Below are 14,637 nucleotides of genomic sequence, written 5' to 3' on the forward strand. Positions count from 1 at the left end.
ACATAAATAGGTACATGAGGAGGGGAAAAGCAAGCCAACGAAGAGATTCACCGCTTATTATTTGGTGATTTTTGAACAACCTCTTAAAGCATATAAAAATAACGATTATCTGGAAATAGTTTATCATTATTTATCAAGAAATGCGAACAGTATTTTCTAAATGGACTATTTCTGTTTGATAAACAGTTTTGATTTGATCCTGTTTACATGTAAACAAAATAACTTGCTGATTTTTAGCAATCTCCGTTATTATTTCCATTATTCTTTCTGTCCTACATACATCAAAATGGACAAATACATCATCCATAATAAATGGTAGGTGATGTTTCTTACTCATTACCTCACTTATTGCAATTCGTAATGATACATACAATTGATCAATGGTTCCTTGCGATAATTCTTTTACCATGTAGTGGATATCATTTACGGAGACAACTTGAAACAATTGTTTACCGGTTGGAGCTAGGACTTGTTTGTACGCATTATTTGTGATGGTGGCAAAGTAATCTGAAGCCTTCTCCATCACCCTGGTCACGTATTTATCCTGATAGTCCCGTTTTGTCTCCCTTAACAACTCTTTCGCTGTTTTTAATACTGCCCAATTGCGAGTTATCGACTCCAACTGTTCTTTCTCCATGTTAAACCGATGCAATGTTTTGGAATACGTTTCAGACATTTCCATATTTGCTAAATCAGCATTTAGGTCGGCCAACTGCTGGCGCTTGACATCCAAATCTGCTTCCAATTCTTCTATGGAAATGGCATGTTTCTCTCGTTTGGTTTCAAGTTCTTGTTCCTGGACTTCTTTATTAAAAGTTTCCCATTTTGTTTGTGAAAAAAAGACTGCCAACTGATTGTTTACATCAGCCAATTTTGCTAGAACATCTTGCTTTCCTTCCCATTGTGTCGCCTGCTGAAAAAACTCCTCCTCTGTTGTTACATTGGCTGCTTCATATAGCGATTCCTGTTTCTTTTCATAAACACGCATTTTTTGTTTTAGCGACTCCTGCGTCTTTATATTTTCCCTTATCCAGTCATCATATTGCTCAATCAATTCACGTTTATGTTGGTAATCACTTACGAAAGTCTCAAGTATATCCAGTTGATCATTCATTTCATGTGACGATTCCCAATTTTTTTCCTGAAAAAACCTATTCATAGCAGATTGAAAATCCTGTTGACTTTCATGCAGAGCCGAACATTGCCGATCTATTTCTTCTGTTTTCGCGTATTGCTTACGTACATCATGTAAAGCGTGATAGAATTGCGCCCAGTACGAGATGTCGATTTCTTTCAAAAATGGATAGATTTCATATTGTTCATTGATTTGTTGCTGTAGACGCGCTTCTTTGATATCCAATACATTTCTTCGTTCAGTTAGTTTTATAAATTGGACATCATTTTCCTTTATTTGATCATAGATCTTTTCTAATTCAGCTTCATTATCCTTTTGCATTGCCAGAAGACTTTCGGCCTTCTCATATTGAGCTTTTGTTATAACTGGGTGTGTTGCTGATGGCACTTCCTCACTTGTGAGCATCTGCTCAAGCTCATGAATCGATCGTTTCCCCCATAGCCATTGGCCAATCCCGGCTACGACAAAAATAAATGTGATACCAAATAAACTGTTGTTTGAAAACAACCATCCAATTGCCCCACAAAGGATTGCTAGAACTAAACTTGCGATCATCATGGTAATGCTAGATTTTTCCTTTTGTTTTTTTATCCTTTGCCATTTTTGCTGCTTTCGCTTGGTATCGTCCAGCATCGATTGTCTATATGTGTATTGGTTGTATTGGCGAACCATTTCAGTACATTCGCTAACATGCTGGTCCGTCAACAATTGCGAGTCTATTTCTTCCTGTTCTTTTTTTAATTCATTCCGTTGTTTCTCTGCTATTTGCTCCTCTTGTTCCAGCTGATCCGCTTCTAAACGGAACTGGTTTGTATTATTGGCAAGCTGATTCCATGTACTTTCGATATGAAACGGCAGCGTTATTGCCGCTAGATCATCAATTGTAATCCCCACATTCAGTTGGTTTAACGCTGCTTCTATTTGCATGCTTACCTTTTTCTTGTCTTCGTAACATTTCTCCAGCTCTTTTTTTGCCTCTATGTAAGTTGTTGACTGTTCGAGTAGTTCTTTTGCTTGTTTGTAATCATCCCCTGTTGCTTGATCAGCTTTCAACTGTTGCTGGTTTTTTTGATATTTTTTTTGGTTTCCAATTAATACAGACTGCTCACTTTTCATTGGTAAAAGCTGTTCATTTAATACTTGCATCCGCTTTAATCCGTTTTCTGGAAAGGGAATGGAAGTAGGATATTCAGCCAATTGCTGTTCATAATGTCGATTCTGATGTAGAAGCGGTAATGCTTGCAACTGTTTTTCACTCGCAGATAGGTCCATTTTCTCCTGCTGTATATGGTCTTTTATATATTGAATTTCCGTTGTTAAACGATGTTCTGCTTCTTTTTTCTCTTGATAAGTTGCTTCATTTTTTTGATCCGTAACGAGAGAAGCAAACAAATCGTCAATCGTTGCAAGTTGCTGGTTTATGACTGGCTTTTTTCCATATGGTTTAAAAAGATCGGCTAGTTGTGTGTCCAAACGCCTCTCGATCGCATAAATATTTTTCGACCCTGTCAAACCAATACTAAGCAAGACATCTCCCAGATCTTCCTCGTCCATCTCTTTTAGACCTGCTAAATCTGCCGCGGAAAACGAATAAATGGATTGGTAGGTTTGTTGCGTCATGCCGTTTAACCGTTCTTTCAACCAAGCTTCATCAAAATAGCGACCATCTGATGTATAACAAGCTGCAGCACCATTTCGTTTCTCATCAAACCGTTCGATTGTATATTCCCCAAATTCCTCATCAATGACGGTAAGCCTGCCACCCATTTTCGCACCCGTCTTAGGCCGATAAAACGCTCTTTTTTTAGGCGGCAATCCAAATAAAATAAATAAGATAAACGTATGTAGTGTTGATTTTCCCGATTCATTTTCCCCATACAAACAAGTTAATTTGCTTGTTGAAAAATCAAACGAAGTATCATACCATTTTCCAAAACCATCAATGGTCGCCCGAATTATTTTCATCCTATTCACCTCCGTTATACAAAAGCTCTCTCATAAGGTATTGTTGTGCTTCGTTTTTTATCGTTTCCTGCTCTTCATCTGAAAGACTTGGCAAATATTTGCGAGCTTGTTTATGCTGATACAATTCTTTCATAAAAGGTTGTATCGATGCTTCCTCCGCATGTCGTACAAGTTCGCCAAGAAAATGCTCACCTTTTGCCAGCGTTGTATCTGCTAAAGAAGTTGTTATATTGATTATACATGTATAAATGTAGAACCAGTTCGTTTGCTGACGGGCTGATTCATTTAGCAGTTCAACGATATCGGTTAGAATTCCATCCGTTTCCCATTGTTGGTGTTCGGGGTTCGTACTGGTTAACGTTAGCGAGACTAAGATCGGGCCCAAATTATGATATTGTTCAACGAGTGCATGTTGAATAGCAATCTCCAATTGATGGGGCTGATCACATTCAGATATATCAACAGACACGTTTTCAAAACAAAGTGCCTGTAATGGAATAAACGATGTTGTTGCTGCTCCCACTTCATTCAATACTACATGGTAGCAACCTTTTTCACCCGATTCTTTACGGTTGCGCCCCTGAATATTACCAGGGTAGATAATTGGTGGATTTACCGACAAAATTTCGCGCTTGTGTATATGTCCTAATGCCCAATAATCAAAATGTTGTTTGCTTAAATCAGACAGTTGAAACGGTGCATACACATCATGTTCTGTATTACTTTGCAAACTCCCATGTAACATCGCAATATGAAATGGGATGGCATCATTTAACTCCGGAAACTCTATTGCTTTGTTATCATGGACGGCTCGATTTTCATAACTAAATCCATAAATTGATGCTAGCGTCTCTCCATTTTGTTCATATAGAAAATGTTGAATGGTTTCCTGTTGGAAGGTAAATACGTTCTCTGGGTATGTAATTGGATAATGGTTTCCATTTAGATAATCATGATTGCCATAAGAAAGATAGACATAAATATGGTGACGTTTTAATTTTTCAAATGCGTCACGGAGGTGAATTTGCCCTTTTAAGCTTTGCTTTTCATTATCAAATAAATCACCAACAAGCAGAACAAAGTTAACCTGTTTATTAATTGCCACATTTACTAATCGATCCAGGGCAATAAATGTACTTTCCTGAACTTCTTTAAAAATCTCCTCAGGTATCCGGGCTAATCCTTTAAACGGACTATCTAAATGAAGATCAGCAGCATGCAGGAAAGAGATTTGCTTCGACATTGTCTTCCACCACCTTTTACGTCTATTCTATCAAAGGTTTGAAACGAATGCACGTTCTGGAAGAAAATTAAAGAAGGATTATTTTCAGCATTAATCCGTTCTCTTTTTTATTAAAATTAGGATTATATATTAGTAATACTTGGACAATTGACTATTGCTGATTCGGATTTTGAAAAGTTTGGTCCTACTGAATAGAACCAAGCTTTTAATCAATTGCTGTTTCTGAAAAAATATTGTTTTTTTTACACAATAGATAGAAAATGCGACGTAACTAAGAAATTGCTGTCCCACCGTTCCGGAAATACACTACGCTTTCCGCGGGCGGCTGCTGAGCCTCCTCAAGCTATCGCTTTCCGGGGTCTCACCTAGGCCTCTCTTCCCGCAGGAGTCTCCGTGTATTTCCTCCACTTATATTGTATTTCCTACCAGTAATTATAGGTGTATGTGTTCTATCAAGTTACATCCTACCACTTTACTAGTCCGGGGGAGTGAAGGGTGGTGACTCCTCGAAAAAGAAAGGCCCTTTTTCTCACGAAGATGTATCGCTGACGTAGCCTTCCTTGTCCTGCGGGAACAATGGTTTTCGGTGGGGCGAGTTAGCGCAGCCCCAGCACGAGTCTGAAGACCCCGCAGCGGCGGTTTTCCGCGAGGAGGCTGAGGCCGTGCCCGCAGAAAGCATCCACCCGGAGCGATCCCGGACGGTGGGAAATGCGCGTACTTATAGAAAAGAGCCCAGCAGTTATGTCGCATTTTATATCAACTGCGACATAAAAAGGAATAAACATTACGAAAATAGACTTATTTTGTGTGGGATTTGCATGAGATTTTTATTATTAAAATGGCTGAAACCTTGGTGGGAAGACATATATCAGATGTTCCTAACGTTGCGATATATATTGTTATTAATGTGATAGTGAAGGCTATTTTGCAATTCAAAAGCTCAAAAACAGCATTTTAATAGAAAAGCCAAAAGAAAAGACCACAACTCGTGGCCTTTTTTAAAAACATTATTCTTTTTTCGATAATTGAATTGCCCGTTTAAAATCTTTCAACGAACTTGACTTGCCGTACATTAGCACGCCACCTTTGTATACGCGTGCGCCGATAATTGCAAACAAAATAATGGTTACAACTAATATGCCTAATGATAATGCCACTTCCCATGCTGGTACATCTAACATTCCGACACGTAAAAACATAAGCATTGGACTGAAAAATGGAATGTATGAACTAATTTTAACAAAACTTGCATCAGGTACGTTTAATCCATACATTGCAATCATAAAGGCAGCAACAATTAGAAACATCATTGGCATCATCAATTGCTGCACATCTTCTATTCTACTCACAAGTGATCCAAGCATAGCAGCTAGCGTCGCGTACAACAAGTATCCCAACACGAAAAATACAATCGCATAAATGAACAAGGATATAGACGCTCCTTCAATCCCAAAGTAGGAGAATATACCTCCTGTTAATTCATCCTGCTTAGCCGAGATCATCGCATACCCTACGCCGATAATTAAAATAATTTGTGTCATTCCCAATAATGCGATACCAATAATTTTCGCGAACATCTGCGTTACTGGAGAAACACTAGAAATTAAAATTTCCATTACACGAGACGATTTTTCCGTGGCTACATCTTGGGCAATCATTTGTCCATATACCATTACAGTTATATACAATAAAAATAACATGACATATACAATTCCACGTGCCTGGCTAAGCTCCTCACCTGTTTTGGCACTTTTATCCAAAGCAACCGTATCAAACGTAACTGGTGCATATATTTCTGCTAGTTTCGCCTGGTCAATCCCTGCTTGTTGTGTTGCAACAGAAATTTTCAACTGTTGCAACTGCTGTTCAATTGTTGATTGTTCGCCTGTTTCTGTAATCGTATTCGCATAATACGTTGCTTCTGGTAATTGATCTTCATTTAATGTTAACGTGATTAGTGCTTGATACGTTTCATCCTGAACAGCATCTTTTGCTTCTTGCTCTGATCCATCAAAAGCAACTAGCTTCATATCATCATTTGCATTTTCCGTACTCTCTTTTAACGGTTCAAACAATTGACCGGATTCATCTAAGACAGCGATTTCATCAGCACTATCATCAGAGAATATATCCATAATCGATTGGAAGTTTGCAATTGCGAAAATAAAAAGTAAGGAAATGATGGTACTGATTAAAAATGATTTTGTTTTAAACCTCGACATATACGTATGAGATAATATAATCCAAAATTTATTCATATGAGGCACCCACTTTCTCAATGAAAATGTCATTCAAAGATGGTTCCTCAAGGTCAAATTTTCGTATGAATCCTTTCCCCTGCAACGCTTCAAAGATGGTTTGGGATACCGCTTCATTTTCAATTTGCAGTTCGCACCCATCCATTATCGACTTATATTGCACAACACCGGGATGATTCTGTAAAAACTCTAGAGAAAAATCAGCATGCACAATCAAATTTTTCTTACCAAATGACTGTTTTATTTCCCGCAGTGACCCTTGAACAACCTGCTTTCCCTTATGAAGGATACATAAATGTTCACATAATTCCTCAACATGTTCCATTCGATGTGACGAAAAAACAATCGATGTTCCTTGTTCTTTTAGCTCCACTACAGCCTTTTTTAGCATTTCAACATTTATTGGATCAAGCCCTGAAAAAGGCTCATCCAAAATAAGCAGCTTTGGCTTATGAAGTACCGCGGAGATAAATTGAATTTTTTGCTGATTCCCTTTTGATAATTCCTCAACCTTTTTGTCCATATACTCTGGTACTTTAAATCGATCCAGCCATTCTGCTAATTCGGTCACTGCCTCATCTTTTGTCATCCCGCGTAATTTTCCAAGATAGATGATTTGATCCCTTACTTTTAACTTCGGGTATAAACCTCTTTCTTCCGGTAAATAGCCGATTAGATGGCTTTTATTATAGCCAATTGACTCGCCGTTCCAGGAAATATCCCCTTCCGAAATGTCTAACAATCCAAGAATCATCCGGAATGTGGTTGTTTTCCCCGCACCATTTCCCCCTAGAAATCCGTACATTTCTTTTTCTGGGATTTCCAATGACAGGTGGTCAACTGCGGTGTGGTTACCAAACCGTTTTGTTACATTTTTTAATGTTAATGTCAAGTTACTCTCTCCCTTCCCATTACAGTGTTACGTTTCGTGCGCTTAATTGTTTCAACATTTCTTAACTTTGTTTTTTTTAAGTCAAGTTGCTTCACAAAGAGTTTACTGTATATTTGGTCCTTTGTGAAGTATTACTTTATAAATTTCTCCGTCTTAGCAGGATTTTGGTGATTTGTATCGAATATTGTATGTAATGTGACTTCAGGAGGTATCAGAAAAATGCGTACGTATAGTTTGACAGTATTTGAAAAAACCGGTGAAAAGTTGCTTGATGAATCGTTCACAGCAGAAAATGATGATGAAGCAAAAAAAGTAGGCCAAGCTAGGTTGGATGATGAAGGTTATAGTGAACATACACATCGATGTGTCTCACCAGAAGCTAAATTAGTTTTATTTCATCGCTAAAATTATCAAAAGAGGCTGTTTCAAAGGGATTTCACCATTGCAGCCTCTTTCACCTCTACTTACTTTCCTGAAAATACTGGCTTTCTTTTTTCCAGAAATGCTTGTACGCCTTCTTTATGATCATCTGTGTTTCGCAGTTCCCATTGTGTCTTTTGCTCTTGTTCCAAATAATATTGTAATGTTTCCTTACTTCTAGAATGGTACATCATTTTTGTTTTAATCATTGATACTAGCGGTGTCGTTAACAGTGTTTTTCCTAGACTTGTTGCATGATCGACAACACTCTCCTCAGTAATGATATCGACAAGGCCCATTGCTTTGGCTTCTGGTCCATTCACCTGTTTCAGCCCCCACGTAAACTGTTTCGCTTTATGAGTACCAAGTCGTTCCTGTAACCAGAAATGCCCACCCCCGTCAGGTGCAAGTCCAATTCCGATAAACAGCATACCTACCTGTGATTCACGCTGAGCAATGACATAATCGGCATTCAAAGCCAGACTCAATCCTAGCCCCACTGCGGAACCCTGCAATGCAGAAATAATTATTTTTGGCATCATATATAATCGCAAAACAATTTCCTCAATTGTTTTCATGACATCATCAAAGAATTCCTTGTTGGCAAAGTCTTTCATCATCGAAATGTCACCACCAGCACAGAAGGCATTTCCTTTTCCCGCTAAGATAACAATTTGATCATCGTTCTTTTCCACATCTTTTACTATCTGTAACAACTCTTCTAACATTTCCTTGTTCAATGCATTGTAGCGCTCTGGACGATTTAAATAAATATATGAAATTCGATTAACACGTTCATGGAAAACCGTACTCACAATAACCCCACCTTTTTATATTTCCCTATCTTTCTTCCTATTCGCCTTTTATGTGACAAATTCCTGCTTTTTTAAAGCACAAAAAAAGACCCGCAAATTGCGAGTCTTTCATATGTATTATTGTTCCTCTTGTTGAGATGGATCGCCATAAAGCTCTTCAAGCGGTTTGGTGATAATCCGACTAACATCATTAATAACCATGTTTAGACGTTGTTCTTGTTCCATTAATTTGGAAATATCCTCATGTTGTTGAACCAACTCAACAACTTGACGCGCTTTTTCAACTTCTTCTTCGGATATGTCCTGTCCTTGCATTTGTTTTTCTTGCAATTCCATTTGGGTGTCTCGGAAATTGTCAAACATTTGCTTTGCTGATTCGTCGCTCATCACGGCATCATAAGCTTCTTTCAAATTTTTGAATTCATCACTTTCTCGAATCGCTTTTTCTAAGTCATATGCACTATCATAAATATTTGGCATTGTATTTCCTCCTTCAACTTTTCGCTAAAATAACTATAACAAACGAAATCTATCATGTATACCATTTCGATAAATTGCTCTATCTTCGTAAATCTTTTTCAACTAACGAACAAATTGTTATAATAATAGTAAATTTATGAATGAGGATATATTTATGATAAAAAAATTACAAAGCATCTTCCCGTCATTGCGTACCCAAGCACCTGAAAATCAGGACGAAAAAGATTGCTACAAGTGGTTTATAACCCCGGAAAACGAGGTTATTGGAATTAGACAAACAGAACTAACAGAAAAAGATATTACATTGCTGGCGGCCTTTTTAACACCTTACAATGTGAATTTGCCACGATTAACAAAAAAGGAACAACAATGGATGCAACAAATTAACCAAGACGAAAGTGCTATGACCTTACATAATATTGAGGCTTATCGGTTTGTTTACTTTACGTTTCCAGCTAACAAACTTGATCCTTCTGCTTTCAGAGATGCAATTCATGAAATCTTCACTAGGCAAGTGCCCATTTTATGGAAAGACGATCATAGCGGAATCATGATTGAAGAACAAATAGAGGCGATTTCCTATGACCAAATCGCCGATGTATTAATGAGTGACCTTTATGTCAAAATTAATTTTTTAGTTGGACCTTATCTAACTCATTTAACAGATGCAAAGAAATATTACCAAACATTAATAAGTTGTGCCCAAGCAGCGATTGATTTTACCGAAAAAGTGGTACTACCATACAGTGATGCTATTCCACACCTATTTGTTGATCAAGTGGAAGCAAAAATGCTAACCATCATCCCTGAAATGATTTTAAAAGAAACTTTCGATGACCATGAATTACTACAAACAATCGAAGCTTTCATCGCATGCAATTTAAATATTTCCGTCACGGCCAAGGAATTGTATATGCATCGGAACAGCCTACAATACCGACTCGATAAATTCATTGAAAAAACCGGGATCGATGTTCGGCAATTTCCACAGGCGATGACGGTACAACTTGCATTACTTTCCAAAAAACATCGGGACTAGCAAACATGCACAAAGGGATCGAAAATCTTTGTGCATGTTTACCGTTTCGCCTTTTGATTATATTTTATACAATTGTTGTATGAAAAGGCTTACACAATTTGAGGGGGAGTTACAATGGCTGAATTACGTTTAGAACATATTCAAAAATCATATGACAAAAAGGCAATTGCCGTAGATAATTTTAATTTGCACATTCAGGACAAGGAATTTATTGTCTTTGTTGGCCCATCAGGATGCGGGAAATCAACTACATTGCGTATGATTGCCGGGCTTGAAGAAATCACAGATGGAGAATTATACATTGATGCTAAAAAAATGAACGACGTCGCACCGAAAGATCGTGACATTGCAATGGTTTTCCAAAACTATGCGTTGTATCCACATATGAATGTTTATGACAACATGGCTTTCGGTTTAAAGTTACGTAAATTTAAAAAAGATGAAATTAAGCAACGTGTCGACAATGCTGCTAAAATTTTAGGGCTTGAAGCTTATTTAGATCGAAAACCAAAAGCACTTTCTGGTGGGCAACGTCAGCGTGTCGCATTGGGTCGAGCAATTGTCCGCGATGCAAAAGTGTTTTTAATGGATGAGCCATTATCAAACTTAGATGCTAAATTACGGGTGCAAATGCGCGCCGAAATTCAAAAATTGCACCAACGCCTGCAAACAACAACAATCTATGTTACCCATGACCAAACCGAAGCAATGACAATGGCAACGCGACTTGTTGTTATGAAAGACGGAGTTATTCAGCAAGTTGGTGCACCTAAAGATGTATATGACAGTCCCGAAAACATGTTTGTTGGCGGATTTATTGGCTCGCCTTCAATGAACTTCCTGACAGGTAAACTTAAAAATGGACAATTTATGCTTGGCGATCTGGCGATTAAAGTTCCAGAGGGAAAAATGAAGCTGTTGCGTGAACAAGGCTATGTTGATAAAGATGTTATTTTGGGTGTCCGTCCGGAAGATATCCATGATGAGCCTGTGTTTATTGAATCAACACCGGAAACAAAAATAACAGCTGAAATCGATGTTGCTGAATTAATGGGTGCTGAATCTTATCTGTATTCAAAAGTAAATGACCAGGATTTTATTGCCCGCGTTGACTCCCGGTCTGACATTAATGGTGGTGAAAAAGTCGATCTGGCATTTGATATGAACAAAGTACATTTCTTTGATCCAGAAACCGAACAACGAATCCGCTAGATTTCGTTTTGCTTCTCGGGTTGATGTAAAAAACCTCCACCTGAACGGGGAGGTTTTTCAAAATCAGCAAATTATTATGTATAAATTTAATACCCTTGTAAATACTACCATTAAAATATAGAGGGATGTCTTTACAGAGACATCCCTCTATGCTAATGATTAGCGAGTTTTTCACCCACTAAAGCCATCCTTATTGTGGTTGTTGTCCATGCATTTGTTGTTGTGCAGTTGCTACAAGACGTTTTGTGATTTCTCCACCAACGGAACCGTTAGCACGGGAAGTTGTGTCAGCTCCTAAGTTAACACCAAACTCTTGTGCAATTTCAGTTTTCATTTGGTTAAGAGCTTGTTCAACGCCAGGTACAACTAATTGGTTTGAGTTGTTTGAGTTGTTGTTAGCCATGTCTATCACCTCCTGTAATACATATTGTCTGCACATCTACAAAACTTATCACAGTTTTTCACTGGTAAATTGTGCTTACAGGCTCAAAACACCTTCATTACAGGAAGTTTAGAGATTAAAAAAAAGCTCATTCTATATGAATGAGCTTTTTTAGTCTGCTTTCTAAATGAATTTAATTAAAAAGATGCTTTATTTAGGGTGTGTCATTTCTTTTGGATTCACATATTGATCAAATTGTTCTTCGGTTAACAATCCAAGTTTCACAGCTGTTTCTTTCAATGTTGCATTATCTTGAAATGCTTGCTTTGCAATTTTAGCAGCATTTTCGTAACCGATATGTGGATTTAATGCTGTTACAAGCATTAATGAATCTGTTAAGTATTTTTCGATTTGTTCATGATTAGGCTCTAACCCTTTTACACAACGTTCATCGAATGAAAGCATACTATCTGCTAACAATTGGCTTGATTGTAAAAAGTTGTATGCAATGACAGGTTTGAACACATTTAATTCAAAATTCCCTTGGCTTGCTGCAAAACCGATTGTTGCATCATTTCCCATTACTTGTGCAGATACCATTGTAACGGCTTCACATTGGGTAGGGTTTACTTTTCCTGGCATAATGGAACTTCCTGGTTCATTTGCCGGTATGGTAAGTTCACCAATTCCACAACGAGGTCCACTAGCTAACCAGCGTACGTCATTTGCAATTTTCATTAGATCCGCTGCTAGTGCTTTTAATGCACCATGCGCATGAACGGTTTCATCATGGCTTGTTAATGCATGAAATTTATTTGGTGCGGAAATGAAGTTCTTCTCGGTAACTTCATTAATTGCGCCACAAACTTTTTCGGAAAAATCAGGATGTGTATTTAAGCCAGTTCCAACCGCGGTTCCACCAATAGCAAGCTCTTTTAAATGATGCAAGCTTTCTGTGATCATGCTTTCCGTTTTTTCAAGCATACGATGCCAACCGCTAATTTCTTGTCCTAATGTTAATGGCGTGGCATCCTGCAAATGCGTCCGGCCAATTTTTACAATGTCTTCAAAAGCATCCATTTTTACTTTTAGTGTGTCTTTTAGTGTAGTTAATGCAGGTAATACAACATCTTCAAGTTTTAATACAGCTGCAATGTGCATCGCTGTTGGATATGTGTCATTTGAGCTTTGTGATTTGTTCACATCATCATTTGGGTGAAGGGTTAATTCACTTCCTTGCTCATCTAACCACTTGTTCCCTACATGGGCAATGACCTCATTCACATTCATGTTTGATTGAGTACCACTTCCTGTTTGCCAGACAACTAACGGAAAATGCTCGTCCAATTTCCCAGCAACAATTTGGTCCGCTGCATAAGCAATTGCTTCCGCTTTCTTCTTGTCCATCAATCCCAATTCACTATTTGCCTTGGCAGCACTTTTTTTCAAGATCGCAAACGCACGAACGACTTCTTGTGGCATTTTTTCGCCGCCAATAGGAAAGTTTTGTTTACTACGTTGTGTTTGTGCTCCCCAATATTTATCAGCAGGTACTTGAATTTCTCCAAGTGTATCTTTTTCAATACGATAATCCATGTTGGTGCCTCCCTATGTAGCTATATTTTTTTACCTATTGTCTATTTTAGTATAGCATGGAAAGCAAAACAATTTATTTGTTACAAAAATGGGAACCTTCCTTTATCGACACAAAATTGTCCAAACTTTTTGTACCAATTTAGTGGTGATGTCTTTTATACTATAGTAGTAGCGAATGGAAGACCATTAGGGAAATAAGTTTAAAAACCATATACACAATATAGAAGTCTTCTAAGATGAAAGCTTGACAATAATTTTAAGGAGGTTTCGTATGCCAAATATATGGACACATATGCTGTTTTGTGAAGATGTCGTGGATTCCATTAAAAATCCAAACCCATTTTCCAGTGATGAGTCCTATATGAAATTAGGTGCACAAGGCCCTGATCCATTTTTTTATTATAATTTTTGGCCATGGATTAAGGAAGAGCCAGTTCACGATATTGGAATGGCTTTACACACGAAACATTGCGGCACTTTTTTAATGGATTTAATTACAGCGGCAAAACACAGCAATAACCATGTAAGAGCTTATGTTTTCGGGTTTGTAACTCACCACATTTTGGATAGAAATGCACACCCATATATACATTATAGAGCTGGTTATGAAGGGAATGACCATCAACGGCTTGAAGTGTTAATTGATACGTTGATGATGGAAAAATACCATCACATGAAAACGTGGAAAGCACCTGTTTATAAAGAAATTGATGTGGGGCATTCATTGGATAAAGACATTGTTGATCTATTATACACGGCAATAAAAGCGCATTACCCACAGATTGCTCGAGAAGATAATGCGTATATTCAAAAATCGTATCGTGATATGAAATTGGCACTGAAATTACTAGCTGATCCACATGGCTGGAAGAATGCATTACTTAAGCCACTGATCTCAGCATATTCACATCAGCCAATTAAAGATCAGGTGGATTATTTGAATTTAAACGAAACGACATGGTATCATCCGGCAACAAATGATCCTTGTACGAAGACCTTTATTGATCTCTATGAACAAGGACGTGCAGAGGCTTTGGAAATTATGACGTTGGTGCTTCACTATTGGCAAAATCACGATATGAAAACGGAACAAAAGATTACTGATTTAATTAGTGATATCTCCTATGATACAGGTAAACCATTATCACTGAACCTACAAAATAAGTATAGTGAACCAATCGTGTAAACATACGGGCAGAA

At 37.8% G+C, this 14,637-nt stretch carries 12 protein-coding genes; 4 read left to right on the plus strand and 8 right to left on the minus strand.

Annotated features, from left to right (window positions below; all coding sequences use genetic code 11):
- Positions 1 to 133: 133 nt before the first annotated feature.
- The 4 genes from C8270_RS17675 to C8270_RS17695 all read right to left on the minus strand — a co-directional run bounded on the left by C8270_RS17675 (position 134) and on the right by C8270_RS17695 (position 7,493).
- Complete coding sequence (locus tag C8270_RS17675) at positions 134 to 3,100, minus strand: ATP-binding protein (protein ID WP_106498107.1); 2,967 nt, start codon at positions 3,098 to 3,100, stop codon at positions 134 to 136.
- A 1-nt stretch (position 3,101) separates the two neighbouring features.
- Positions 3,102 to 4,343 carry a metallophosphoesterase family protein gene (locus tag C8270_RS17680; RefSeq protein ID WP_106498108.1) on the minus strand — a complete coding sequence of 414 codons (1,242 nt, stop codon included), beginning with the start codon at positions 4,341 to 4,343 and terminating at the stop codon, positions 3,102 to 3,104.
- A gap of 1,007 nt (positions 4,344 to 5,350) precedes the next feature.
- Positions 5,351 to 6,601 (minus strand): ABC transporter permease, encoded by a 1,251-nt coding sequence (locus C8270_RS17690; protein ID WP_106498110.1) that lies wholly within the window; start codon positions 6,599 to 6,601, stop codon positions 5,351 to 5,353.
- Positions 6,594 to 7,493: an ABC transporter ATP-binding protein gene (locus C8270_RS17695; RefSeq protein ID WP_106498111.1), complete on the minus strand. Its 900-nt coding sequence runs from the start codon at positions 7,491 to 7,493 to the stop codon at positions 6,594 to 6,596. The genes C8270_RS17690 and C8270_RS17695 overlap by 8 nt, the downstream gene beginning before the upstream one ends.
- 219 nt (positions 7,494 to 7,712) lie before the next feature.
- On the opposite strand from C8270_RS17695, the gene C8270_RS17700 reads away from it, so the two are divergent.
- Entirely contained in the window at positions 7,713 to 7,898 is a 186-nt protein-coding gene (locus C8270_RS17700; protein WP_106498112.1) for a YhzD family protein, read from the plus strand.
- 59 nt (positions 7,899 to 7,957) lie between these two features.
- Here C8270_RS17700 and C8270_RS17705 read toward each other — a convergent pair whose 3' ends face one another.
- Both C8270_RS17705 and C8270_RS17710 read right to left on the minus strand, forming a co-directional pair.
- Positions 7,958 to 8,728, minus strand: coding sequence for an enoyl-CoA hydratase (locus tag C8270_RS17705; protein WP_106498113.1), 771 nt, complete (start codon positions 8,726 to 8,728; stop codon positions 7,958 to 7,960).
- A gap of 117 nt (positions 8,729 to 8,845) precedes the next feature.
- Positions 8,846 to 9,208 carry a YlbF family regulator gene (locus C8270_RS17710; protein ID WP_106498114.1) on the minus strand — a complete coding sequence of 121 codons (363 nt, stop codon included), beginning with the start codon at positions 9,206 to 9,208 and terminating at the stop codon, positions 8,846 to 8,848.
- A 154-nt stretch (positions 9,209 to 9,362) separates the two neighbouring features.
- Between C8270_RS17710 and C8270_RS17715 the strand changes: the two genes are divergently transcribed.
- Together C8270_RS17715 and C8270_RS17720 are read left to right on the plus strand one after the other, a co-directional pair.
- A complete protein-coding gene (locus C8270_RS17715; protein WP_158701764.1) occupies positions 9,363 to 10,247 on the plus strand; it encodes a PucR family transcriptional regulator in 885 nt (294 codons plus the stop codon).
- A gap of 114 nt (positions 10,248 to 10,361) precedes the next feature.
- Complete coding sequence (locus tag C8270_RS17720) at positions 10,362 to 11,459, plus strand: ABC transporter ATP-binding protein (protein ID WP_106498116.1); 1,098 nt, start codon at positions 10,362 to 10,364, stop codon at positions 11,457 to 11,459.
- A 190-nt stretch (positions 11,460 to 11,649) separates the two neighbouring features.
- Here C8270_RS17720 and C8270_RS17725 read toward each other — a convergent pair whose 3' ends face one another.
- Positions 11,650 to 11,862 (minus strand): alpha/beta-type small acid-soluble spore protein, encoded by a 213-nt coding sequence (locus C8270_RS17725; protein WP_106498117.1) that lies wholly within the window; start codon positions 11,860 to 11,862, stop codon positions 11,650 to 11,652.
- Between the two features lie 189 nt (positions 11,863 to 12,051).
- Positions 12,052 to 13,437: a class II fumarate hydratase gene (fumC, locus tag C8270_RS17730; protein WP_106498118.1), complete on the minus strand. Its 1,386-nt coding sequence runs from the start codon at positions 13,435 to 13,437 to the stop codon at positions 12,052 to 12,054.
- A 271-nt stretch (positions 13,438 to 13,708) separates the two neighbouring features.
- Between fumC and C8270_RS17735 the strand changes: the two genes are divergently transcribed.
- A complete protein-coding gene (locus C8270_RS17735) occupies positions 13,709 to 14,623 on the plus strand; it encodes a zinc dependent phospholipase C family protein (RefSeq protein ID WP_106498119.1) in 915 nt (304 codons plus the stop codon).
- Positions 14,624 to 14,637 lie beyond the last annotated feature (14 nt).

Origin of the sequence: Lentibacillus sp. Marseille-P4043 (genome assembly GCF_900258515.1) — a bacterium.
Lineage (GTDB): Bacteria > Bacillota > Bacilli > Bacillales > Amphibacillaceae > Lentibacillus_C.